20 protein-coding genes are annotated in these 23,404 nt (G+C 37.9%); 8 read left to right on the top strand and 12 right to left on the bottom strand.

Annotated elements, in window-relative coordinates:
- Window positions 1-11 precede the first annotated feature (11 nt).
- The 3 genes from EHQ52_RS16405 to EHQ52_RS16395 are packed head-to-tail and all read right to left on the bottom strand — an operon-like array spanning window position 12 to window position 3,683.
- Entirely contained in the window at window positions 12-359 is a 348-nt protein-coding gene (locus EHQ52_RS16405) for an STAS domain-containing protein (RefSeq protein WP_086445757.1), read from the bottom strand.
- Complete coding sequence (locus EHQ52_RS16400; RefSeq protein ID WP_135616256.1) at window positions 352-1,254, bottom strand: diacylglycerol kinase catalytic domain-containing protein; 903 nt, start codon at window positions 1,252-1,254, stop codon at window positions 352-354. Before EHQ52_RS16400 ends, EHQ52_RS16405 begins: the two co-directional genes overlap by 8 nt.
- A 47-nt stretch (window positions 1,255-1,301) precedes the next feature.
- Window positions 1,302-3,683: a SpoIIE family protein phosphatase gene (locus EHQ52_RS16395; RefSeq protein ID WP_135616255.1), complete on the bottom strand. Its 2,382-nt coding sequence runs from the start codon at window positions 3,681-3,683 to the stop codon at window positions 1,302-1,304.
- A 316-nt stretch (window positions 3,684-3,999) separates the two neighbouring features.
- Here EHQ52_RS16395 and EHQ52_RS16390 point away from each other — a divergent pair, with 316 nt between their 5' ends.
- Window positions 4,000-4,479 (top strand): hypothetical protein, encoded by a 480-nt coding sequence (locus tag EHQ52_RS16390; protein WP_135616254.1) that lies wholly within the window; start codon window positions 4,000-4,002, stop codon window positions 4,477-4,479.
- Between the two features lie 53 nt (window positions 4,480-4,532).
- Here the strand turns inward: EHQ52_RS16390 and EHQ52_RS16385 are convergent, their stop codons facing one another.
- The 6 genes from EHQ52_RS16385 to EHQ52_RS16360 form a co-directional block, all read right to left on the bottom strand.
- Window positions 4,533-5,339 carry an acyl-CoA desaturase gene (locus EHQ52_RS16385; protein WP_135616253.1) on the bottom strand — a complete coding sequence of 269 codons (807 nt, stop codon included), beginning with the start codon at window positions 5,337-5,339 and terminating at the stop codon, window positions 4,533-4,535.
- A gap of 161 nt (window positions 5,340-5,500) precedes the next feature.
- Entirely contained in the window at window positions 5,501-6,730 is a 1,230-nt protein-coding gene (locus EHQ52_RS16380) for an ankyrin repeat domain-containing protein (protein ID WP_135616252.1), read from the bottom strand.
- Window positions 6,731-6,775: 45 nt separating this feature from the next.
- Entirely contained in the window at window positions 6,776-8,362 is a 1,587-nt protein-coding gene (locus EHQ52_RS16375) for an LA_3751/LA_3752 family putative glycosyltransferase (protein ID WP_135616251.1), read from the bottom strand.
- 39 nt (window positions 8,363-8,401) lie between these two features.
- A complete protein-coding gene (locus EHQ52_RS16370; protein ID WP_135616250.1) occupies window positions 8,402-10,573 on the bottom strand; it encodes a dolichyl-phosphate-mannose--protein mannosyltransferase in 2,172 nt (723 codons plus the stop codon).
- 16 nt (window positions 10,574-10,589) lie between these two features.
- Window positions 10,590-11,543: a P-loop NTPase family protein gene (locus EHQ52_RS16365; RefSeq protein WP_135616249.1), complete on the bottom strand. Its 954-nt coding sequence runs from the start codon at window positions 11,541-11,543 to the stop codon at window positions 10,590-10,592.
- A 3-nt stretch (window positions 11,544-11,546) separates the two neighbouring features.
- Window positions 11,547-13,562, bottom strand: coding sequence for a protein meaA (locus EHQ52_RS16360; protein ID WP_135616248.1), 2,016 nt, complete (start codon window positions 13,560-13,562; stop codon window positions 11,547-11,549).
- Between the two features lie 108 nt (window positions 13,563-13,670).
- On the opposite strand from EHQ52_RS16360, the gene EHQ52_RS16355 reads away from it, so the two are divergent.
- The 5 genes from EHQ52_RS16355 (at window position 13,671) to EHQ52_RS16335 (ending at window position 18,391) form a co-directional block, all read left to right on the top strand.
- Window positions 13,671-15,002 carry a hypothetical protein gene (locus EHQ52_RS16355; protein ID WP_135616247.1) on the top strand — a complete coding sequence of 444 codons (1,332 nt, stop codon included), beginning with the start codon at window positions 13,671-13,673 and terminating at the stop codon, window positions 15,000-15,002.
- Window positions 14,999-15,679 (top strand): class I SAM-dependent methyltransferase, encoded by a 681-nt coding sequence (locus tag EHQ52_RS16350; protein ID WP_135616246.1) that lies wholly within the window; start codon window positions 14,999-15,001, stop codon window positions 15,677-15,679. The genes EHQ52_RS16355 and EHQ52_RS16350 overlap by 4 nt, the downstream gene beginning before the upstream one ends.
- 130 nt (window positions 15,680-15,809) lie before the next feature.
- Complete coding sequence (locus EHQ52_RS16345) at window positions 15,810-16,337, top strand: hypothetical protein (protein ID WP_135616245.1); 528 nt, start codon at window positions 15,810-15,812, stop codon at window positions 16,335-16,337.
- Between the two features lie 245 nt (window positions 16,338-16,582).
- Complete coding sequence (locus tag EHQ52_RS16340; RefSeq protein WP_135616244.1) at window positions 16,583-17,776, top strand: sensor histidine kinase; 1,194 nt, start codon at window positions 16,583-16,585, stop codon at window positions 17,774-17,776.
- A gap of 3 nt (window positions 17,777-17,779) precedes the next feature.
- Window positions 17,780-18,391 carry a LuxR C-terminal-related transcriptional regulator gene (locus EHQ52_RS16335; protein ID WP_135616243.1) on the top strand — a complete coding sequence of 204 codons (612 nt, stop codon included), beginning with the start codon at window positions 17,780-17,782 and terminating at the stop codon, window positions 18,389-18,391.
- Window position 18,392: 1 nt separating this feature from the next.
- Here EHQ52_RS16335 and EHQ52_RS16330 read toward each other — a convergent pair whose 3' ends face one another.
- Complete coding sequence (locus tag EHQ52_RS16330; RefSeq protein ID WP_135616242.1) at window positions 18,393-19,520, bottom strand: MBL fold metallo-hydrolase; 1,128 nt, start codon at window positions 19,518-19,520, stop codon at window positions 18,393-18,395.
- A 162-nt stretch (window positions 19,521-19,682) separates the two neighbouring features.
- On the opposite strand from EHQ52_RS16330, the gene EHQ52_RS16325 reads away from it, so the two are divergent.
- The gene (locus EHQ52_RS16325) at window positions 19,683-20,582 is read left to right on the top strand and encodes a haloalkane dehalogenase (RefSeq protein WP_135616241.1); all 900 of its coding nucleotides are present in this window, start codon (window positions 19,683-19,685) and stop codon (window positions 20,580-20,582) included.
- Here EHQ52_RS16325 and EHQ52_RS16320 read toward each other — a convergent pair whose 3' ends face one another.
- A complete protein-coding gene (locus EHQ52_RS16320; protein ID WP_135616240.1) occupies window positions 20,583-21,335 on the bottom strand; it encodes an enoyl-CoA hydratase/isomerase family protein in 753 nt (250 codons plus the stop codon).
- Between the two features lie 119 nt (window positions 21,336-21,454).
- Between EHQ52_RS16320 and EHQ52_RS16315 the strand changes: the two genes are divergently transcribed.
- Window positions 21,455-21,931 carry a hypothetical protein gene (locus tag EHQ52_RS16315; protein WP_135616239.1) on the top strand — a complete coding sequence of 159 codons (477 nt, stop codon included), beginning with the start codon at window positions 21,455-21,457 and terminating at the stop codon, window positions 21,929-21,931.
- On the opposite strand, the gene EHQ52_RS16310 is transcribed toward EHQ52_RS16315, so the two are convergent.
- A complete protein-coding gene (locus tag EHQ52_RS16310) occupies window positions 21,928-23,316 on the bottom strand; it encodes an OmpP1/FadL family transporter (protein ID WP_135616238.1) in 1,389 nt (462 codons plus the stop codon). The genes EHQ52_RS16315 and EHQ52_RS16310 overlap by 4 nt on opposite strands.
- Window positions 23,317-23,404 lie beyond the last annotated feature (88 nt).

The following is a 23,404-nucleotide window of genomic DNA, read 5'->3' as shown; positions in this document are numbered from 1 at the left end:
TTTAAAAAAGCTTAGTTTTTAAGACAAGCAGCGATTGCGTCTTCTTCTTTTTCGAAATGAGCGAAAGGTTTCCAAAGGCCTAATAAATTGAAGATCTGTATTACCTTTTCTCCAGCTTCTGTAAGAAGAAGTTTTTTGCCTTCGCTTGTAAGTCTGTTCTTTAATTCGAAGATTGCGCGAATTCCAGAACTAGAAACATATTTAAGATCAGATAAGTTTAGAACAGTATTGTTTGCATGACTTACATCCAATACTTTTTCCTTAAATAAAGGGAAGGTGGATTCGTCTAGTCTGCCGGAAACCAAATATACTCTGATCTCTTTACCAGCATCCTGTTCTAGAATTTTCAAACTATCCATTTTTTTGCACCACCACCCGCAATCTTTCCGGAGAAACGGAAAAGTCCGCTTTGGCCCCGGGAGGGAAATCGTAAATACGTTCCGCCAAGGAATCGATTGAGATCCCCCCGCGCATTTCGGATATTAGACGGAAAGACTTGCGAACTGTGAAGTGATCCAGCTTGTACTGGAAACTTTCCTTCTTACGCAACTCTCTACAGTACACTTTGAAATATGGCTCCTGCTTGTCAAAGCTTACGTCTTTATTTTCGCAAGACATAACCCAACCGGTAGAACCCGCTCCGGTATATACCAGAAGGCCTGAACATTTCTGTTCTTCCGAGACATTCTCATGAGAGATTAGAAATCGGCTCGTTAGATCAGGACTATTATTGCGGATAGAAATTTCGCTGATCCCTTGGAATGTCTCAATCGCTTTTCCATTCGGGTATTCGATCCTAACATTGATCCTGGGCCATTCTTCTATTAGGATATTTTCCCAATTTTGAGAAACTGCCTTTGAAATATCGGAGGTATGAAAGGATAGAAGGGCACCTACAGAAGTTTCAGGATCAGAGTTACAACCCAGAACTAGATTGTCTAAGGCATGATGTGCGACATAGGTGAAATGGTTATCTCCACCTAACGCTATCACTAAATCATAGATCGCTATATCTATATTTTCTAATTCTTCTCGGAAGATGAACTTTCCATTCGGGAAAGTAAGTTTTAATTCTTCTCTGCTTTGGATCTGTCTAAGATGGGAATTGTAGATCCTAGAGAAGGAATCGTTTTGGATCTCTGCTACTCTTCTGAATTCATCCAGAGAGCCATAACTCTCCAGATCTAATTCATACTTTGTTCTTTTGATAACTACCAGAACAGATTCGATCTTTTTTCGCTTTTCCGCCGACATGGATTACCAATTTGGACGGATCTAGGTCTCCCAGAAAACGAAAAAAATCAAACCAATGCGGGTTCCGAAGAATTATTTGCCTTAGGATCCGAGTCCGCCAGGATCAATTTCAGAACGGACATAGTAGCTCTGAACTTCATTCGATTTCCTGTAAGTCTGTATAGAGCCACCAAATGTTTCAGGTTTCTAATATTTTCGGGTTCTCTGGATCTGAGTTTTTCAGCGAATTCCAAAGACTTCCAATAATCTTTGGTCTTTCTAAGGCAATAGGAAAGATAGAAGATATACTCGTTATCGAATGGGATCTTGGAAAGATAAGCCTCTGTATAGTTTGCACCTTCTTCGAATTCTTTTGCGTTGATACAGATCCTTGCCATTTGTTTGTAAAGAGCAGGATCAGAATCATCTATCTCTAATGCTTGTGCAAAAACTTCCTTGGTCTTTTCGGTATTTCCTTTTTTATATTCTTTGATACCAATTTGTAGAAGTCTGTTATATTCTTCCGAAATCGCTTTTGTGCGAGAAGAAGAAACTTCTGCTTCTTTATAACCTATGCTCAAAAGACTTAGATCATCTGAAATTTCTCCAGCTGCACTGATCAATCTTTCTAGATCTTCCAGATTCCCGCCAGAAAGTTCTACAAATCTTAAGAATAAGAACTCGTCCTCGTTCATCACAGGTTCAGAAGAATTAGGATCATAAAGTAGAATATCATCTCTTCCGTCAGATCCTAAGAAAATTTTGTCTCCTGCTTCCAGTTTATCGACTCTTACTAAAGGTTCTGTTGTATTCTCAGAAAAACCAAGTTTACGAATAGGGAAATCAGAATCCAAGAAACCTGCTTTTGCATCTCTATACAGAACCATATTAGGATGTTCTGCATTAATAGAATATAATGCTCCTGTTTCTTCATCCAGAAGACAGAGTAGGGCAGAAACAAGCATTGTTCCGTCGAATGTAACGAATACGTTTTGTAATTCCGTATAACAGTCTTTCAGCCATTTTTCAGGAGTTTTCTTTTGGTTACTTCTGGAAAGTTGAGTCCTTGTTACGATTGCCTTGAATACGGTTCCCATTACGAGTGCGCCACCCGCACCTTGTATGGATTTACCCATTGCGTCTGAGTTCATAACGCTCAGATATTTTTTACCGTATAATGTGATCTCGCTAATAGAAACTAGGTCTCCGCCGATATCTGCCTCTTTCTTTCTAAATACAAAGGTTTTCTTTTGTCTTAAGATACCGCTGATCTTAGTATTAGGACTTTCATATTTAGTAGTAGCAAGTGGGCGAAGAAGTAGGGAAGTCAGATAATAGTCTCCGTCTTGCTTTTCTTTCAAAGCACGAAGATCATCCAAAGTTTCCTGCAATTCTTTGGTCTTCTCCTCTACCTTCTTTTCTAAGAACATTTGGTGGTCTAAGAGATCCTTCTTCATTTCGATGAATACTTCTGCCATTTCTCCCAATTCATCTGAACGATTTAAATCCACAATTTTGGATTCGTCCTCGTTAGGATTCTGCATTGCAAAGTTGAGGGCCTTAACTGCATCGATGATATCTCTGGAGAATCTATAAGATGCGAATAAGATCCCTCCGAATACTGCAAGAGCGATCAGTCCACAATAGAGCCAAAGATTTCTGGTAGATTCGTAAAGTTCAGTCTCATCAATCAAAAGAACGAAATCTAGTTTAAGATTACTTAATCCTTGGTTTTCATAAGGTACTTGAGTGAGATAATAATGCCTTCCTTCTAAAGTGAATCTGGAAATTCCTGAAAGATCCTTAGGTTTTCTATCTCCCAAATATTTGGAGATGGTTGCATCTGAGAAGGAGATCAACTTATCTTTTTCATAAATGGCAAGATGAACATCTTCTGAACCTGTGATTGTTTGGATAAATTTATCATCCACCACTTGGCCGACCATCATGATCCCACCGTTCTTAAGTGGGGCTGTGACCCTAAGCCCAAGACCGCTATGACCGATCTCTAGGGTAGAAGCGATCCTGCCTTGCAGAGCTTCTTGTACGATCTTCTGCCCTGACTTATCATCTCCGTAATCGGCAGGTCTATGAAATCTAAAATAAACATGCCCAGTCTTATCGTGTATCTCAAAGATAGAGAGGCCATATTGTGTCATGATCCCTTTGATATATTCAAGATTTCCTTGAAGTATACCTCTGTTCCCCAAACCGTTTTCTAAAATAGAAAGAGTCTTTTGGTTTCTTTCTATTTCTTTGAGAAGAAGTCGGATAACTTCTTCCTTATGTTTGAGTTCCTTTCTGAACTCCAGGGAGCGGTCTAATGCTCTTTTGTCCTGAGGTTCATTTTTAACTTGGTCGATCATTTGGATGAATGTGATCGCAAGAATAAGTACTAATAGAAGCTGACTTGCTCCCAGGATGAGAAAAATTTTTTGTCTAAAGCTCATAAATTGTTCCGGAAATGGAATCTCCCTAGATCGGGAAGGCGCGCTTTGTATTTTTAGCCTTTTCTCTTCTTTAAAAAAGAGACCCAAAACTTACACTGGGAAGATCCCATTCGTACTAAGGTTTCGTGAAATTCAGGTTACAAAAATGTTCCGCCTAATAAGCAGTTAGTTGGTAATGAAGACACAGAAATTTTGAATCAGCGGTCCTAAAACTTTGCGGCTCCGCGGCTCTGCGTGAGAATAAACGCTGCGACTTATTAAAACTCTGCGCCTCCTAACACTTGACCGCAGACCAACTGTTCCGGACCCTAACAAGATGGAAGATCAGGAACCTAAAAAGCAGGGATTTCCGTTTCACCCTTTAGAGGACTTCGTATTAGGAGAGGTCCTCGGTCGGACCCTAGTTTCCTTAGGGCATTCTAAAGAAGAAATAAACAAGGCAATTCATTCACATCTGCCGGAAGGCCAGCCAGAATTCCTTTTTACCCCGAATGCAAAAAAGCAACTTCTACTACAAAGTATGCCAGTGGAACTCAGGAGTTTCCTGGAAGCAGGAAAAGAAAAAGAAGTCTTGGACATCTTCCGCAAAACAATCCAGGTAGAAGGTAGATTGGACCTGGCATTGGAACTTCTGGAGTGGATCTGCACAGGCTTTGAAAAAGAAGAATTGGTCCGTTCCTTATTCCAACTAGTATTGAACGGTAAAATTGAATTAAGCCCGGAATTTTATCCTCTCTTAATGGAAGAATACGACAAAGAGATGAGAGGTGACTTGGACAGGATCCGAGAAGAATAAAAAAAGCCGCCTGTTTCCAAGCGGCTTACAAAAACTCACTAAGTTAAAAAATCTTAAGCTACATCAGCTAAAGGAGAAGGTGCCGTACCAGAAAGTTCTTTTCTTCCTTTTTCGGTCCACACTGCTCTCTGGATGGTGATGATTCCCATAAAATGTAGTACCTTCATCACTTGATACGTAAGATCTAGCTCAAACCAACGGAATGCGAAGTTTGGAGAGTTCGGGTGAGCATGGTGATTGTTTTGGTACAATTCTCCCATGATCAAGAAATCAACTGGAAGCGTGTTCTTAGAATTATCAGGATTTTTTGCGTGGTTGCGGTAACCATACATATGTCCACACCAGTTTACAACTGCACCATGAGTTGGTCCCATTAGATAATGGATCGGTAATAAAGCATATAACCAAACTGCATCTGCAGGAACGAATGCCATATAGAAAAGAGTATAACCAGTTCCGAAGAACAAACGAATATACCAAGAATCAGCAAAACGATCGAACCAAGGGATCTCTGGATAATTTCCTTTGAATTCCTTTTCTACCACTTCTTTACGATCTAGAATGTTTTCGTAAACGACTGCGGTGGTCCACATCATATCTAAAAACCCTTTAGAAGCTACAGGAGAATGTGGATCTTTTTCTGTATCACTGTAAGCGTGGTGTCTTCTGTGAAGAATTGCATACGCTCTTGGGTTAAGGAAAGAAGAACCTTGCACAACAAAAGTAAAGAAATAGAAGAACTTTTCCCAGAAACGGTTCAGTTTGAACATCTGGTGTGCAGAATAACGATGTAAGTAGAACGATTGAACGAAAGCGGCTAAAATCCAGTGTGCCGCAAAAAAACTTAGAATGATTGCCATGGAGGGCTCCCTTTTTTTCTAAATGATAGGAGCCATTTTGGGATGGTAGGTTGCAAAAAATGTGAGGGGAAATTTGAGATTTATAGGCGATTATGGTCTCATTAAATGGATTTCCCCGCAAAAAGGCAGGATTCTTCGCATAATATAAGATGTAGGACCTTCTACTTTTTTAAACCCGGAATATTCGGTTTCTTAGATGCAGCCCTGCTTCTGGTCCCGCCTTCTTTCTCCAAAAACTCGGCAATCTCTTTACGCTCATAAGCAAGTGCCATGGATAAAGGAGTGTAACCTTCTGCTTGAACATTGATAGAAGCTTTTTTGCGAACAAGTTCTTTCACTACATTCGGAAGATCGAATACAATCGCAAGATGGATCGGCTTCCAACCTAAATAATCTGCATTTGGATCTGCACCTTTTTCGAGAGACTCTAAGGATTTGTTTTCATTCTTATCGTAAAGGCTTGCGATCAAGATACGATTTTGTTTTAGCCTTTCTTCTTCCGTAATTTTAGTTTCAGTGTCTGTATTTGAATTTTCGGATCTCAAAACATTAGAAGGATCTCCTGCAAATGCATAATCATAAACAGGTTTAGAAGCGGGAGGTCTAGTATGATAATACAAAGAAGATTTCGAAGAAGTTGGATGAGAAATTTTAGTTACTTCTTGAGGATTTGTTTGGCTGAAATAAACATCTCCATAGTTTTTATTAGTAAATAATAATGCTAGAATTGTTTGAGCTGTCCAAGGTGCCCAGGTAGCATAATAACCTTTAAATCCAGTCTCCAGAAAAGGAGAAGAATACATAGAGATCCTTTTTTTGGTTTCTTCGTCCCGGATCACTCCCATATCATAGGCCATATTCCCCGCAGTAAAACAAGCGCCTAAAAACAAAACAATAGCTCCAGGTGCAGGTTTTAGTCCTGAAGAAATTTGTTCATTCGAAACGAATTCTTTTCCTAGATAAAAACCACCCACTGATCTTTGGTCGTAAGGTGGTTGGTCCAAATTAGTTCCGACACCATGTCCTGCATATAAAACTATATTCGCATTTTGTGATGCTTCTTTAATTCCTGACCAAGGGTTATTAGGAGGATAAAATTCAAATACAGAAACTCCTCTGTCTTTTAAAACTTTCACAAGGCCCTTGATATTATTTACATATTCTCTGGTTTTTGGGCCTTCGTTTCCATCTACTTCTCCAACGATTGCTACTGCTTTTAAACCTGAACCGGAAACAGTAGGGGAGGGAAGTTCTGCTCTTTTTTTAATCCCAGAGAATGTTCCGCCAACCGCATTTGTTGGATGAACAAATTTGATCTCTTCTGAAAAAGAAGGACTGAAAGAGAACAATAGTAAAATACTAAATAGGAATAAACTAGACGGAAATTTCATCCAATGATTGGACAAAAAAATCCGTCTTTATCAATCAATAATTTATTATAATTTGGAAGAAGATCCGAAATCTCCTACCCATATATCGAAATAAGGAGAATCTATTCTTTGTACATTTGGATAATTTTCTGAAATTTTAGAAGAGATGTTTTTACTTTTCCAAGGTTCTGTTTTGAGCATGATGTCGAAAACAGGGCTTTGTCTGGTTTTTTCTAATTTTTCAGGAGTGATCAATTCTTCTTTGATCTGGATGAGTGCGATCCTTTTTCCTTTTTCTTTTTGAGAGATTGTTTCCAATAATGGAGAAAGAGATCCTTCCTTAGGAACGCATAGAACATTCTTAGATAAATAATCATTTCCGATGAAGTACATTACGGAAAAATCATGGAATACGAGTGTATCTGCTTTTAATTCATGGAATAAAGTATATGTTTTCAGAAGTTGTTTTCTGGACTGGTTTAAAAAGCTTATTCCAATAAATGTCATGATCACAGGGATCGCAATTAGAACTCCAAACCCAGACTTTTGGAAGAGATTATTCTTCTTTCTTGCAAAATAATTCCAGAACCAATATAGAACCAAAGTCACGGGAGGAATTCCTGCACTTAAATATCTAGGCCCCCATTCCCAGAATCCATAGTTTGGTGCTAAGAATGGAATAGTAAAAAGAAAGAACACCGCTCCGAGAACGATTGTTTTTTTTCTCACAGAAATTTTGCGGATATTATAAAGAAGAATACCTAAACCGATTAAAGCGAATGGTATGTAAGTAAAAAATCCTATCCTAACAGTTTCATCTATCTTATTCAGAAATAGGAACCCGATCGCCCATTGGATTTTATCAGTAAAGCCTACTCCGGTTTCTCCATAATTTGCGTGGAATCTTGGTCCTAGTAAGGAAGAATAACGAAGATAATTGAATATTACGAAAACTAAAAATATAAACGCAAATCCAAGACCAAACCTGAAAGATTGAGACTTCTTCAATTTTACATTTTTACTGAATGGAGGAAATCCTTCTGAGATCCAAGATGCAAATAGAATACAACCTGCGAATACAATTCCCTCGTGTCTGAACCATATGGATAAACCTGCAAAAATTCCTGCGTAAATCCCATTTCTTTTATATAAGAATGTAAGACTTGCGAGCAAGATCGCTACGAATAATGTATGTTCTGCAAATTCCATCATCAAGATGGGAAGATAAGATCCAAAAAAGGCGAGGGCGATAAAGGTATTAGATGCTTTCCAAAATTTTCTTAAGATCCAAAGGAATATAAATACTCCGAGTAAATTGAAATAAGGTAATCCTTGGTTTCCTGCTAAATAATAAAAAGGAGTCGCAAGTGTTGCGAGTAAAATTGGGAAAACGGATATAGTAGATTCTCCTAATTTTGTATAATTATTCGCAGGCATTGGAAGGAATTCTTCTTTTGGATCAATGGACTTTGCAGGGTAGGGAAGTTCTTCTGATCCAAAATGTGAATGGATCAATGCATGAGTTTGAATAGATTTAGTTCTGGAATCGTAAGTAAGGGATACTTCAGGCTTTGTAGATTTGATAAGAAGAGTGCAGAAGAGAAGTAAGGATAAAAATCCTAGAAGATTTCTTTTTTTAAATATAGATCTCATCTATTTCGCCTCTTTTCCATTCTTTAAGAAACTACAATATCATTCGCAATTTCCCTTTGTAAGGGTTAGGCCTGCGAATATGATCGGGTCTGTTCCTTTTTTGAGAATGGAAATTTTAGTTTTGCCCGATTTTGTGATATCGAATTCAAATTTATTTTTTTTCAGAAGCCCCGAACTCAAATTTTGATCTAAGAATATCTTGTCTTTTTGAGAGATCAAGATCTGCATATTTTCATCAGAAGGATTCTTTTCTTTTTCAACTTCTGAAAAGACCCGGGCACAATAATGTCCCGATCTAAAATATGCCGTTGTATCTTGAAAGATCTTTTCAGAGCCTAATAAAACCGAATTATTATCAAATTTGAAAGCATTTCTGTTCTCTATCGATCCCGCAGCTTCTCCTAATTGACACTCATTAATCGGTTCTATATCAAGTTCTCCTGTTATATAAGGATAGTATGCTCTGAAGGGCATTGTGTAGGGGACTCTTTCCCATCTCCAGGCCTTTTCTCGGATTGGTAATCTTTTGCAGGCTGCCCATTCCCTAAAAGGTGCATCTGAATACATAGCAGATGTATGTGCCCAAATTGAAATTACAGAGAATAATATGAGCAGAAATTTTAAGAAAGTTCTTTTATAAGAGATCGTTAATGCAGGCAGAAGTAGGATTGAAAAGAAAGGCATAAGATCGCTTAAGAATCTAGTCGCATAGGACACTCCTCCCCACCATACAAAATGTTTTCCATAGATGTACAGATAGACAAGAGTAGAAAGGAATGTAGGAAAGATCAAAAATCCGATTTTGTTTCGTGCTCGGAAAAGTCCGAAAAAAGATAATAATACGAAAGGAGAGAATATGAATAGGCCGAATCCTGGGCTGATCAATAATCCTCCAACTCCTTCCCATAGGTCTCCAGTAAATCGATCGGTCATTCCTGTAAGCGCGAAAGATTTCTCCATGAGATAATATCCACCCATTATTTGTCCGTATTCTAGATAGTTCAAGAGCCCTAAAGAACATAAAGGTAAGAATGCTCCCGCTGCAGAGATAAGAACAAGATTGATCTTGTTCTTTGCCGGAAGGGTACGAAGTCTCCACAAAAATACTAGGCCAAGAAGTCCTGCGATTATGATGGAAGGAGGTCTTACGAAGAAGAAGGTGCCTAATATTATTCCAAGAAGTAATGTTTTTACAGGAGTTAAAATATCTTTAGAAAGAAAAAGAAAGATACTAATAACAATCAGTAATTCTACGAATCCATGTTGCCATAAAGTTTGGGACGTATTCGAAAAATGTGTTGTCCCGAAAGAATAAAGAAGAGTGATCAGTAATGAGGTTCTTGCAGAAGCGATTTTGGAAATTGTACTAAAAAGTAAAATGGAAGTGATCGCAAAAAGAAGCGAAGAAGAGAATTTTTCTAAATAGAAAAAATCTTTGATTGAGTGTATTTTAGGGCCAGGACCGGAAAGATCGATCGTATCCGGGATAGTAATCTCTACTCCGATCAATTTTAAAGAAAAATAAACAACTGAATTGTATAAACCAGGCAGTAAGGGAAAGGCACTCAATAATTTACCTTCATAAGCAGTAAGAAAGAAAGGATGTTTTACATAATCCCCAGAAGGAAGCTGAGAAGGTAGCAAGAGAGTTTTTTTGTCCTTAGCCCATTCTGACGCTGGTATGATAGGAGGATTTATATAAAATTCAGAAAGATCTAGATTCCCGTCTTTTTCTAAGCTGAAAGGAATTAACTTAGCTCCATTGGAATCGTCGCTGGAGAAAAGTCTAGATACTGAAGTTGGTATTGCAAATAGTAATAAGAATAAAGTCAAAAACCCCAGCTTAGAAAAGTTTTTCCAGATATCTGAGACTTTCTTTGTCTTATAATAAGAAACTCCAATAGAAATAGAAAGTAAAACGAGAATATAAAAAATTTTAAAGTTTGCAAATAAGTTCCCGTATGCCGTTGGAGAGAAAAAATAAAATGCAACGTACATTCCGGTTAACGCGGAAATTGAAGTTTGCGATATTAATTCTTTCTTAGATTGATCTTTTATTTTGTTTTTATAGAAAAAGTATGAAAGGAAGCCAATCCCTAATCCAAAACCAAACCATGCCAAGTGCCTGGAAAAACCAGATAAAATTTGGTTTGTAAGGGAAGAAGAGATGAGTAGGATACTAATGAACAGTGAGTTAAAAATTGCTGGCATAACTGGATAAGTATCCTTATTGATATTTTTTTTCGATTTCGGTCTTAGTAAAAGTTTCTACTTCTTCGAAAGAACTTTTTGGATCGAAATGAGTTTGGGCTAAAACCTTAAGTCCAAAATTTCCATACTCAGTTTTGATCCATTTTTCGATTTGAACCTTGGTTTCCGCAGATCTTTTAATATGAGGTTTACTTTTCAAAACAAAATCTAATAGTTCTTGGATCCCTTTTTTCGTTTTTACACTGGTTAGGAAAATAGGGGGGATACTTCCTCCTGGGGTAATATCTCTTAAAAACTCGAGTGTAGTGGAAAGTGTATGGTAACTTGCTCTGGCTAGATTTTCTTCATCACATTTGTTTAATATGAATGCGTCAGGGACTTCCATGATCCCACTTTTCATGAATTGGATTTGGTCTCCTCCCAAAGGGACCATGACTAAAAAGGAAAGATCTGCAAGTTTGGAGACTTCTATTTCGTTTTGACCGATCCCTACTGTTTCCACGAATATAAAATCGAAAAAACAACGCAGTAATCGGATCACATGATACGTGTAAGGATTTAATCCTCCTAACTCCAATTGACTTGGCTGAGATCTGAAAAATATCCTCTTTTCTCTGACTGGTAAAGAAAGTCTAGTTCTATCTCCTAATAAAGATCCACCGCTGATATGACTGGAGGGGTCAATGGCAACTACTGCCATTTTTTTGTCTGGGACTGATTGTAAGAAGTTTGTGGAGATCTCTCCTAATAGAGAGGATTTTCCTGCTCCAGGAGTTCCTGTAAATCCGATCGTTACGGATTTGTCTCCATTAAAGCCAGAGTTTTCTAATTCTTTGAATAGAACTTTACGAAATTCGAATGAATCTGGTCTTTCCAGTTCGCTGATCAGCTTCGCAAGAGGATATTTTTCCCCTTGAGAAGCTTCTTGGATCAGTTCTTTGAGTTCCTTTTCTGCAAACCGTACGGTCATGCCTTAAACGGAAGCTGGGATTTTCTCAGATACGATGTCTATGATACGATCCATCACATCCATCAGATCATAATCTTTAGGAGTAAAGATTGCTTTCACTCCGATAGAATGTAATTTTTCGAAATCAGGCTGAGGGATAATTCCTCCGAAGACCACAGGTATATCCGCTTTATAATGTTTTAATTCTGCGAATATTTGCTCTGCAAGTTCTACGTGAGATCCGGAAAGTATAGACACTCCGATCACATTTGCGTTTTCTTCGACAGCAGATTGTACAATTTCTTCTGGAGTGAGTCTGATACCGGAATAGATCACGTCGAATCCTGCATGTTTTGCGGATACCGCGATCATTTCTGCACCGTTAGAATGGCCGTCTAACCCAGGTTTACCGACTACGATCTTAGGTCTTGCACCTGTTGATTTTTGGAACTTCTCCACTTTTGCTCTGACATTAGATACTTTGTCAGATTCCAAATTGAGTTTTTGCCCTTCTACTCCAGTGGATGGACGATATTCTCCGAATATTTTTCTGAGTGTATCTGCCCATTCTCCTGTAGTTACAAGAGCCTTAGCACATTCTACGGAAGCGAACATCAGGTTCTTTCCGTTTTTAGCATCGTCTTCTAATCTAGCTAGAGTTTCTGCGACCTTCTTCGCATCTCTTCTTGCTTTTACATCAGAGAGTACTTTTAAGGTTTGTTCTGCGGATTTAGGATCTACTTTGAAAATCCCTCCGTCAGGATCGTTTGTAAGAGGGGAAGGGATCCCTTCTTTCCATTTGTTTTTTCCTACGATGATAAGTTCGTCGTTATTGATCTTAGCGAGTCTTTCTGCCTGGGATTTTACGAGTTGGGCTTTCATATAACCGTTCTCGATAGCCTTGATAGCTCCGCCCATTTCTTTGATCTTTTGGATCTCTTTGTTAGCATTCTCGATCAGATCTTTTACTTTACTTTCTACAACTCTGGAACCTTCGAATAGGTCCGGATATTCAAGTAAGTCTGTTTCGTAAGCGAGTACTTGCTGCAAACGAAGTGACCATTGTTGGTCCCAAGGACGAGGAAGTGAAAGTGCTTCGTTCCACGCTGGAAGTTGGAGCGCTCTACATCTTGAATCTCTGCTTAAGGTAACTCCTAAAGCTTCGATCAAAATTCTCCAAGCATTGTTTTCAGGTTGTTCTTCTGTTAGTCCAAGTGAGTTTACTTGGACTCCGTAACGGAAACGGCGGTATTTTTCGTTTTTGACCTGATAGATCCCTACTGTGATCTCTTCCCACATATCGGAGAAGGCGCGCATCTTGCACATTTCTTCGATGAATCGAATACCTGCGTTTACGAAGAAGGAGATCCTACCAACACACTGCTCGAATTCTTCGTGAGTGAAACAGTTTCTTTCTTTCACTGCGTCAAGGATGGCCATTCCTGTTGCGAGTGCGAATGCCAACTCTTGGACTGGAGTTGCTCCTGCTTCTTGTAAATGGTAAGAACAAATATTGGATGGGTTCCATTTTGGAATTCTTTTCAAACAATATTCATACATATCCACGATGATCCGGATCGAATGTTCAGGAGGGAAGATGTATGTCCCACGAGCCAGATATTCTTTGATTATGTCGTTTTGAGTGGTTCCTTGGAGTTTGGAAACGTCTTCTCCTCTTTCTTCGGCTAACGCCACATAGAGAGAAAGAAGCCACATTGAGGTTCCATTAATGGTCATGGAAGTGTTCATTTCTTCGATCGGGATCTGATCGAATAGGATCCGGAAGTCTTCCAATGTGTTGATTGGAACTCCTACTTTTCCGATTTCCGGTCTAGCAATTGCGTGATCTGAGCTATAACCGCATTGTGTGGGAAGATCAAAGGCGATGGAAAGGCCTGTTTGACCCTTTGCCAGGTTTTTTCTAAAGAGTTCGTTGGACTCCTTCGCGTTTGTATGACCTGCATACGTTCTAAAAATCCAAGCCGGCTCTTTGCTAGGATTTCCGGTCTTATCGTAAAGGATATGGTCTTTTTTTTCCATCTTCTTGCCCTCGGAATATGCCTCTTAGTTTAGTTCAAAATGTGTTGGTATAATTTCACCTAAATTTTTAACGTAGCTCCGAAATACGTAGGAGAAGAATTCCGCCGCATGGACTTGGAAAGAAACAGAAAAGCAAACCCCGCGCTCATTTCACTCTCGACGCTGTTTCTCACAGGTCTTCTGACCCTTCTCTATTCTTGGCACGGTGACCCGTCCAATGGAGAAAGTTTCCGAACATTGGCAGAATTACGTTCTCTTTCAGAAGACGGAAAATTTTTCTCACTTCAAGAACCGCTTCCATTTTTGCTTTTATCCTTTTGGAAATCCATTTTTGGTTTAAATTATATACCGGCTTATCTCTCTTTCGCGGCGTTTTTCCTGAGTTTAGGGATACATCTTTGTGCATACATCATGGAAAGAGAAAGCTGGAAACTGAATCATTATCTGTTCTGTTATTTAGCTGCGATCAATCCATTCTCCTATTTAGTTCCTTTGAATATGCTGGGAGAATTAGTTAGTTTTTCATTTTTATTAGTGTTATTTCTTTCCTTTAGAATGGAAACAGTAGTGGATCTTTTGATCTTAGTTTCCTGTACTATTCTTGGATTTTTCTCTCATTTTACTTTTTTCCTGATCGGGTTTACAATTTTTGTGATCAAGGCCGGAACAGTAGGAATAAGAGAGAAGAAGAAGCAACAATCTGTATTCTTCAAAAGAAGAAACCTTCCTAAACTTTTCTTATTCGGATATCTATCCATTCTCGTGCTTGGGATTATTCTATTAGGAAATCTTAATTTTTACGGAGCCCATTCTTTTGGATATATGGGAGGGGCCGTTTGGAAGTACCTTTTAGGTTTCGGTTCTTTCATTCTGATTTTGTTTGTAGGTAATTTTTTACTTCGTTCCGAAAAGGAATTAAATTCTCTCCCTGCTTCGATCGGGATCTTTGCACTCATTGCAGTTTCTGGATATTTTACGATCCGTCCTATTTTAGGTGTGGATAAGATAAAATTAAACTCTCTTGCTAAGGATATAACATCCTTAAAAGGAAGATTGATCGTAGATCAAGACGAAAGGATTTATGTTTCTCCTGAAACTTCTGCCTATCTATATTTTGTTTCTAAACAAAAAACCCATTTCATTTCTTATCCTGAAATAAGAGAAAAAGATTATATTCTTTTATCAGAAGTTTGGGCAGTAGACAGAAAACTTTTACAAAGAGAAGTAAAAGCAAAGAATACCCCATATTTGTTTTTATCTGGAGAAAGAGTGCTGATCAATGGACTCTTATGGAAAAGAATACAAACTGATCCTAGTTTAAAAACTCTAAAGGCCAGATCAATTGAAGCTAAGTCTGAGCTTTCCGATCAAAAAGGTTATGATGATCTGAAAGCATTCTTCATATCTTGGCTTTCTTCTTCCAAGGCTCCTGATGTATGAGTAAAAAACCGCAAGACTCCGATTATATTGCTTACGGAGCTAACGGTCTGCCATTCGAAACTTCCTACTGGGATGAAATTTACGGAAGCGGGAAGGACGTGGATGCTTCTTTCAACGCGAAAGAACATGCAAAATACATAAAGTCTGTTTTTGATCTGATGCAGGTCCATCCTAGGAGTATTGCAGACTTTGGGTTCGGCAAGGCACTGCTTTTAAAAGAATTTGTAAAAATATTCCAGCCGAATCGTGTATTTGCAGTAGATCCTTCCGAAGACATGATAGATGCGATTGCAAAACAAAAATGGATCCGTTCTTATAATCTTTCTTTTTTGCATTCCACAATACAGGATCTGGAATTAAAACATATTCAACTTCCTCCATTCACTCTTGGCATTTGTAACTCAGTAGTTCAGTATATAGAAGATAAACATCTTCCAAAGGTTTTTGAAAAACTGCATAAGATCACAAATTATCTCTATTTTACGGTTCCTACTAAGAACGATTACACAAGAATGAAGAAGGAGATCTACTTTACGGATCCTTATGCCCACCAAAGATCCAAAAAGTATTACGAAAAACTAATTAATCCTTATTTCAGAAGAGTTGCATTCAATCTTCTGGAAAGTAGGATCACGAAAGAGAGCCCTTTTTGTGATGAGCTGTTCGTGGACGACTAGGACCATTTTCTACGGGTACACATGCATATTTTATTTGTCTAACATTATGCTCGGGCCTTTTTCCCATTTAATTTATTTTTCATTAAAAAAGAGGTTTCCGAGTAAGTAAAATGTAGTAGCTTGCTCACTTATGAAATCAAAAACCTATGATTATAGATTGATCTATAGTTTTTTTATCGTTATTTCCTTTTCAGTTTTATTTTCCTGCAAAACAGCGGAGACGAGGCAAGGTCGTTTTAAAAATCTCCCTCCTGACGTAAGTCCTGATAGCCCTGTAAGTTTACAATATAATGAAGAACTGGAGTCCGATGGACAGTTCCGTTATGTTACTGTTAAAGATAAAACGTACATGGTAGGCACCCGGATCCCAACGAATCTGGATGGAGTGAAATATATATGTCCAAAATATGATATGGTTATTCCGTATATACCGGAATTAAACGATCTATTTGAAGCGGGGGAATTTAAAGAAGATCATTACAAACTACCAAATTCACAAGTATGGACTGCTCATAAGCCTACTAAAGGGACCGCTTATTTTCATTTTATTACTTCTAATGGAGGAATTAGCCAATTGGATACCCCGTTAGCGCGAGTTTATTTTGTCTGTGTAAAAGTGGATCCTAAGGACCCTTCCAATAAAAATAGACTTAAATGAAATTTGGCTGCTGTCTCTTTCGCTCGATGTTAGGAATAATAGGCAGCACCAGAACCACTGGTGCTATATTCGCACTTCCGCCTAAACATACTCTTCCAAAGAAGCCAAACCGATTGATTTGTAAGAAAACAAAAATTAGATTCTATGTCACTAAAAGGCTATAAGGGGCAAATATTCGAATAGAGTTTTAATCTTCCATAGATACGATGTGCCAAACGATGTCTGTGCGTTAGCCAAAAGCGAATATGGAAAGTGTGAAAGAAAAGGAAATAGATAGATTTGCAAGGGAAGAATTTTATTCCCAAAATTACAGGATAGCTTCTTATTTTTTTGGGATAGTATGCGCGATCACCATTTGGGGAGCGATTTTAGAATACGTTAGATCCAATTTTCTCTTACTCTATTTAGATCTGATCTCCGCTTTTATATGTTTATTCAGCCTGGGAGTGATTCATTTTTACTCCAAGAATTATTTTAAAAAGAACCTGATCGTATTTGGTGGATTATTTATCCTCCTGGTTTTGGAAGTAGAAACTCAATTCCACGACAACGAATATTATTTTTATGATAATAATATGTGGATCACTAACCAAGTGATCCTCTTTTTGGTGAGCTTGTTCTTTAACGGAAGACCAATCTTCTATACAATCTATTCATTCTCAGTAGTTGCATTTTATATTCTTAGGATCTTTCCAGAAGGAAGTGGATATTTCTCAGACAGGACCTTATGGGTGCAGATCAGCAATATGAGTGCGCTCCAATTGTTTATCTGCTTATGTAATACTTGGTGGTATGGATATAGGATAGAATCTCTAAAGAAGACCAAAAAACTTCAGGAAAGATTACATGATGAGAGAGAGGCAATCACTAGAGATCTGCATGATTATCTAGGAGCAAAAGTAACCGATCTGAATCTATTGGTTCGTTCTATTCAGGGTTATAAAAGCGGCGATACAGACGCACTTCTACAGTTGGAAAAATTGTCCGAAGATATTTTTAAAGGGATCAGAGAGATCACTGCAAGTATGGCGGATGTTAAACTGATCTCAGAAGATATCTGGAGTGGAATTAGGGTATTATTATTGAGAAGATACGGTAACGCAGGACGAAAGGTTAGATTTACTAGAGAAGGAGAAGAAAATTTCAATATAGATACCGAAAAGGCAGAACAAATTTTAGGGATAGTAACAGAGATATGTTCTAACGATCTAAAATATGGTTCTGGGACTTCACATTGGATCTTCTCTCCTAAAAAAGATTCTATAGAGATATCAATTCGAACCCACACAAATTTCCAAGAGATGAGGATAGGATCCAAAGGAAATAAAACCATACAATTCAGGACCTCTGCGATCAATGGAGAATGGAAAGAAAATTTAGAAAATCGGGACTTTAAAGGATTTCTGGAGATCCCGATCCGTCAATTACGGAGAATTTGATTCGTGAAATTATATAAAATAGCGATCCTGGAAGATGATCCTGTATTCGCGAGCCAGTGCAAAGAAAGATTAAAAAAAATGAATAGAGTCACAAAGGTAGAAGTTTATAATTCTGCCGAAGAATTTCCTAATGAAAAAGAAATTCCTTATGATTTGGTATTCGTAGATATAGATCTTCCTGGAAAAAGTGGATTAGATTTTATTTTAGAAAGATATTCCGCAGATTCTAAAACAGGTTATGCAGTTTTATCCGCATTTGAATCCGAAGAAGCTTTATTCAAGGCTCTAAAAGCCGGAGCAATAGGTTATATATTAAAAAAAGATGTAGGAGACATCCAAGAAAAAGCAGAGATTCTTCTAGAAGGGGGAGGTATACTCTCTCCAGGACTTGCCGCCAGAGTGATCCATTCTTTCCGCAAAACTTCTCACAAGGAAGTAGAAGTTCTATCAAATAGAGAAAAGAAAGTGTTGGATATGATCGTGGACGGTAAAAGAACCAAGGAAATTGCAGCTTCCTTAGGTAATAAAGAAGGAACTGTAAGAGTACAGATCAAAAGTATATTCAGAAAACTGCATGTAAATTCTAGATTGGAATTAGTGAGAAAATTTTCTTAAATTACTTTACCTTCTCCCACCAAGTCTCCGAAATTTGATCTTTTTGCAAATCTAACCATTCCCCCGGTTTAGGAGTGGCCAGACGAACGCCGTTTTGATCCGCTCCTTGTTTTGTTCTCAAGATTGGTTCATCCCAAGAGTGAATCGCAAGATTGAAAGTTGCCCAATGTACTGGGAGCATTGTTTTTCCTTTCAGATCCAAATGAGCTTGTACGGCAGATTCAGGATTCATATGGATCCCTTCCCAGGTCCAATCGTATGCTCCCACTTTGATTGAAGTCAGATCGAAGGGGCCAAATTTTTTACCGATCTCAGTAAAATGGGGAGAATAGCCTGTATCTCCACTATGGAAAAATTTATGTTTAGGTCCTATCAAACTCCAAGAAGACCAGAGAGTCGATTTTCGATTGAATAAACCTCTTCCTGAATAATGAACTGCAGGAGTGCAGATAATTTCAATATTCTTAATACTTCCTTTTTCCCACCAATCCAACTCTATAATTTGATTTTCAGGAATTCCCCAGGATTCTAAATGAGCGCCGATGCCAAGAGGCACAAAATATTTTGTGCCCTTCTTCGCTAAAAATTGAGCAGTTACCATATCGAGATGATCGTAATGATCATGAGAGATTACGACTGCATCTATATTAGGAAGTTCTGATAGTTCTAATGGCAGAGGAAACAGTCTGCCTGGCCCTATACTTTCAAAAGGAGAAACTTTCGCTGAAAATACAGGATCAGTAAAGATTCGTATCCCGTCTATTTCTACCAAAACAGAAGAATGCCCGAACCAGATTGCTCTTAATCCTGGCGTTATCGGATCTGAAAAAGTTTTTAGATCTGGTTTTTGAACAGGAATAGGAGAAGGAGGAGTTCTTACTTCAGAACCGAAAAATTGTCTTTTTAAAACTGCAAGATAAGTGCCGGCGCGAAGTTCAGGGACGAAAGGATCATTTTCAAATTTTCCATCGTGAAACATCTTGGAAGTTTTCATTTTTTCTAATCTTGCACCGCTTGGATTTGCTCCGAAGGAACTCAAACAAGCTGTTTGGCATAAAACCAATAAGAATAAACCGAATAGAACGAAAGAAGTATAAATAGTAATATTCTGTGCTTTTTTTCCGAACATAAAACTCTCTTTGTAGGAGGTCCTACAAGATCTTATTTTCTAAGTTTTTAAAATCAGAAAATTTGAGTTAGCCGACTTTTTTGGGAAGATATTTGACAAGATTTCCTTAGGATCTATGATCTGAGCCCTTATGTAAATTACATCCGTTCTGGTAGATTTGGTATGCAAACTTATTTAGAAACTCCTTCCGAATGTTTTTCTAATCTAAAGGATTATCCTTTTTCTCCTAATTATATTTCAGCTGGGGAATTCAAAATGCATTATGTGGACGAAGGTCCTAAAAATGCAAAGGAAACAGTTTTATTATTACATGGAGAACCTAGTTGGTCTTATCTTTATAGAAAGATGATCCCACCTTTATCAGAAAAAGGTTATAGAGTGATAGCACCAGATCTGATCGGTTTTGGAAAATCGGATAAGCCTATAGATCTGAAAATTTATACATATAAGAATCAGGTAGACTGGCTGAAAAATTTTATTATAGGTCTGGACTTAAAGAATATCACACTCTTTTGCCAAGATTGGGGAGGGCTTTTAGGATTAAGAGCGGTAGCAGAATTGGATTCTAGATTCGCAAGAGTATGTGCTGCGAATACTTTTTTGCCTACAGGAGATATTCCGCCTAAGGAAGATTTTTTTAAATGGCTTCGTTTTTCCCAAGAGGTGAGTAAACTCCCAGTTGGAAAGATCATCCAAAATGGATGCGTAAGTAAATTAGGCCCAGATATTATTCATGCTTATGATTCTCCTTATCCGGATGAATCTTATAAAGCTGGCGCAAGGAAATTTCCGACCCTTGTTCCAATCTCTCCTGATAATCCTGAAACAGAACGAAATCGTCAGGCTTGGATGTTTTATAAAAATTTTAAAAAACCTTTTATTACTATGTTTAGTGATTCAGATCCAATTACAAAAGGTGGAGATATATTTTTTAGAAGGACTATTCCTGGTGCAAAGGGACAAAAACATACAGTAATCCAAGGAGCTGGGCATTTTCTTCAAGAAGAGAAGGGTGAACTACTTGCAGAACTTCTTTCTGAATTTATCCAAAATAATCCTTAGTTAGGCTTTCTGCTTTATAGATTTCGCATATTCTGAAACGATTTTTAAAAAATTCGGATCTTCTAAAAATTCTTTAAATAGATCGAATTCTTTTTTTAGATTTTCATAAAGGTTCCCTTGAAAAAAATTATTTGAGATCTCTTTTTCTGCTCTAATAAGTTTTGGATTCCATTGAGAAAGTTTTTCCAATACTTTTAAACCTTTCGCAATTGGATCACCTTCTGTAACGATTTCGTCTATGATCCCTAATTCTAATGCGTTTTGGGAACGAAGTGGATCTCCTAGTAATGTTATAGATAATGCTTTTGTGGGTCCTACTTTGCGAGCCAGAGTGGTGATCAATGGAGGTCCTCCAAAACGAATTTCTGGTCGGAATAAGAATGTTTTCTTTTCCGCAAGAATATAATCTCCTGAAAGTGCGAGATCAAAACCTCCGGCAGAACAAAAACCTTTTATAACGCAGACTAAAGGTTTTGGAAAAGAATAAAGTTCATAATGATATTCTAAAATACGATGTTTGAATGATTCTAGTTTTGTTTCGACTACTTCTTCTAAGTCGTAACCGCTGCAGAAGTTTTTGCCGTTCGCTCCTAAAAGTATTCCTCTGATCTTAGGATCTTTTTTAGCTCCTGAAAAAACAGTTTCTAATTCGTCTCTAATCCTTATATTCAATGCATTATTGGATTCTGGACGGTTTAAAAGTACGATCAGTAATCCATCTCGATTCTCTAGACTCAGATGTTTATAATCCATGAAGAGATTTAATAAGATTTATTTTAAAAAATTCAAATGAAAATGGATCCTTTTTTTCAGGAAATTTGGTAACCTTTTTTGTTCGGAATAGAAACTAAAGGAAATGAAAGGAGCTCACTATGTTATCTAAGATCCGATTTTTTGCTTTAATTTTAGCTGCATTAACTCTTGGAATGAGATTTGCGCATGTAATGGAGGCCGCGCCCAAATTACATTGGGAAGCTGAATTGTATTTTCAAGTCCAGACTAGTTTGTATAAATATTTTGCGATCGTAGGTCCTATTGTGCAAATCGGTTCGATTCTTCTTATTTTTACGATTGCCTATCTTTCTAAAGGCACAAAGTCATTTCGTTACTCGATCTTAAGTGCCTTCTCCTTTATTTTCTCTTTAGGAGTTTGGTTTTTTTTCGTGGCACCTGCTTCTTCTCAAATCAAAGAATGGACTGTTACTCATACTGTCCCGGAACATTGGAATAGTATAAGATCAGCATGGCAATTCGGACAAGTGGGTGCATTCAGCTTTGATCTGATTGCATTTTGTCTTTTAGCAAGTTCGGTTCTTCTTATAAAAGAAGACTCTATGCAAAAATCTTAATCAAAAGAATAGCTGGCTCCAAATAATATCGCAGGGATATCCGATCTTAATGAATGTTTGAATTCCGCAACTCGGATATCATCTTTTGAAAATACTGCATGGTTGAAGTTCCAATCAGCAGAACCACCATTATAAACTCTTACCGGAAGATAATATAGAAGAGTAAAATCAAATTTCCATTTTCCGGTTGAATACCCGAATCCTCCAGAGACAAGATCTTGGACCATGATTCCCGCTTGGAGCGCATTCGTTCCTTCTGATCTTAAAACTCCAGAGTTATGCCTTGCACCTAATCTGTAAGTCCAATCGTTTAGGGTCCATTCTCCTCCGATTCCTAATGCCCATGAATCATGATAAGCTAAATTTTGAGGGATCACATTTGTTTGTCCGAATGCAGTTGGGAACACTGGAGCCGCTAATGTTTGTTTATAAGTAGAAGTGTAAGAAGCATAATTATAATATAATGCGTCTACTCCGATCTTGAACGTTTCTGTTCCATAAGAAAAACCTAAACCATGTCTTTCTGGAACCGCAAATACTGCGGAAACTCCAGTGCGGCTCGGATAAGAGCCAACTTGCATACTTCCATCCAAAGGAATTTTTGCAGAAGTTTGGTAAGAATAAGCAATTTTTAATGTTTCAGTGATCTGGTAAGTAGTTCCGAAGATACCGCCGAGTGCGTATGCGTTTTTACTTTTATAATCAAAACCTTGACCGGGAACTTCAATATTTCCTGTAATATCATGAAACTTTTGGTAAGCGATCTGTCTGGAATAAATTCCTTCGACTCCTAACGCTATAGAAAGTCCGCCAATTTTGTATGAGAGCGCGTGAGTGGATTTAACCAGATAAAAAGTAGAAGAGTAACTTTCCTGTATTCTTCTGGAATCTCCTATCGGGCTCGGTAGTTTCATCCCTGACCAATCGTTCAAACTTTGGCCGTTAGGTGTGATCCTTGTGAGTCCGGAAACTTCTCCATTTCCGCCGCCTGGTATGTAAATCCCTCCGCCGTAAGTCCATTTTTCGTTGATTGGAATTCGGATCGCAAAATAGGGAAGTGGTGCGAGCACGTTATAGGATTCTGAGTTTTCGTAAGAATAATTTGGGTCCGGATCTGAGAACTTGTCTTTGTATACTGTACGGATGTACGGTAAAGAAACTCCGAACTCCAACTCTTTTCGGTTTTTGAGACTTAAGTTAGCCGGATTCGTCCCTATATCCATAGGAGATCCCCCGATTGCTAAATTTACTCCTCCCATAGCACCATATCTTGCATTATGAGAAGGCTGAAAAAGTCCAACAGCCTCTAACTTAGGAGCTAGGAAAGAAATTATAGCCAAGAAAAATAGGGAGAATTTTTTACGAACTCTAGATCCAAAAAGCATGCTTCAAGTAATTCGTTACGGTTTTTTTTACAAGTGCTTTCTTTTTAAAATTCAAAATATAAAACTGGCGCATTCCTGAGAAGAGGTT

Source organism: Leptospira koniambonensis, assembly GCF_004769555.1.
Taxonomy (GTDB): domain Bacteria; phylum Spirochaetota; class Leptospiria; order Leptospirales; family Leptospiraceae; genus Leptospira_B; species Leptospira_B koniambonensis.
This window is presented reverse-complemented; position numbering and strand designations above follow the sequence as displayed.

Excerpts from the sequence above, each read along its gene's own strand:
- EHQ52_RS16405 (WP_086445757.1), bottom strand. The coding sequence starts at position 359 with ATGGATAGTTTGAAAATTCTAGAACAGGATGCTGGTAAAGAGATCAGA.
- EHQ52_RS16400 (WP_135616256.1), bottom strand. The coding sequence starts at position 1,254 with ATGTCGGCGGAAAAGCGAAAAAAGATCGAATCTGTTCTGGTAGTTATC.
- EHQ52_RS16395 (WP_135616255.1), bottom strand. The coding sequence starts at position 3,683 with ATGAGCTTTAGACAAAAAATTTTTCTCATCCTGGGAGCAAGTCAGCTT.
- EHQ52_RS16390 (WP_135616254.1), top strand. The coding sequence starts at position 4,000 with ATGGAAGATCAGGAACCTAAAAAGCAGGGATTTCCGTTTCACCCTTTA.
- EHQ52_RS16385 (WP_135616253.1), bottom strand. The coding sequence starts at position 5,339 with ATGGCAATCATTCTAAGTTTTTTTGCGGCACACTGGATTTTAGCCGCT.
- EHQ52_RS16380 (WP_135616252.1), bottom strand. The coding sequence starts at position 6,730 with ATGAAATTTCCGTCTAGTTTATTCCTATTTAGTATTTTACTATTGTTC.
- EHQ52_RS16375 (WP_135616251.1), bottom strand. The coding sequence starts at position 8,362 with ATGAGATCTATATTTAAAAAAAGAAATCTTCTAGGATTTTTATCCTTA.
- EHQ52_RS16370 (WP_135616250.1), bottom strand. The coding sequence starts at position 10,573 with ATGCCAGCAATTTTTAACTCACTGTTCATTAGTATCCTACTCATCTCT.
- EHQ52_RS16365 (WP_135616249.1), bottom strand. The coding sequence starts at position 11,543 with ATGACCGTACGGTTTGCAGAAAAGGAACTCAAAGAACTGATCCAAGAA.
- EHQ52_RS16360 (WP_135616248.1), bottom strand. The coding sequence starts at position 13,562 with ATGGAAAAAAAAGACCATATCCTTTACGATAAGACCGGAAATCCTAGC.
- EHQ52_RS16355 (WP_135616247.1), top strand. The coding sequence starts at position 13,671 with ATGGACTTGGAAAGAAACAGAAAAGCAAACCCCGCGCTCATTTCACTC.
- EHQ52_RS16350 (WP_135616246.1), top strand. The coding sequence starts at position 14,999 with ATGAGTAAAAAACCGCAAGACTCCGATTATATTGCTTACGGAGCTAAC.
- EHQ52_RS16345 (WP_135616245.1), top strand. The coding sequence starts at position 15,810 with ATGAAATCAAAAACCTATGATTATAGATTGATCTATAGTTTTTTTATC.
- EHQ52_RS16340 (WP_135616244.1), top strand. The coding sequence starts at position 16,583 with ATGGAAAGTGTGAAAGAAAAGGAAATAGATAGATTTGCAAGGGAAGAA.
- EHQ52_RS16330 (WP_135616242.1), bottom strand. The coding sequence starts at position 19,520 with ATGTTCGGAAAAAAAGCACAGAATATTACTATTTATACTTCTTTCGTT.
- EHQ52_RS16325 (WP_135616241.1), top strand. The coding sequence starts at position 19,683 with ATGCAAACTTATTTAGAAACTCCTTCCGAATGTTTTTCTAATCTAAAG.
- EHQ52_RS16320 (WP_135616240.1), bottom strand. The coding sequence starts at position 21,335 with ATGGATTATAAACATCTGAGTCTAGAGAATCGAGATGGATTACTGATC.
- EHQ52_RS16315 (WP_135616239.1), top strand. The coding sequence starts at position 21,455 with ATGTTATCTAAGATCCGATTTTTTGCTTTAATTTTAGCTGCATTAACT.
- EHQ52_RS16310 (WP_135616238.1), bottom strand. The coding sequence starts at position 23,316 with ATGCTTTTTGGATCTAGAGTTCGTAAAAAATTCTCCCTATTTTTCTTG.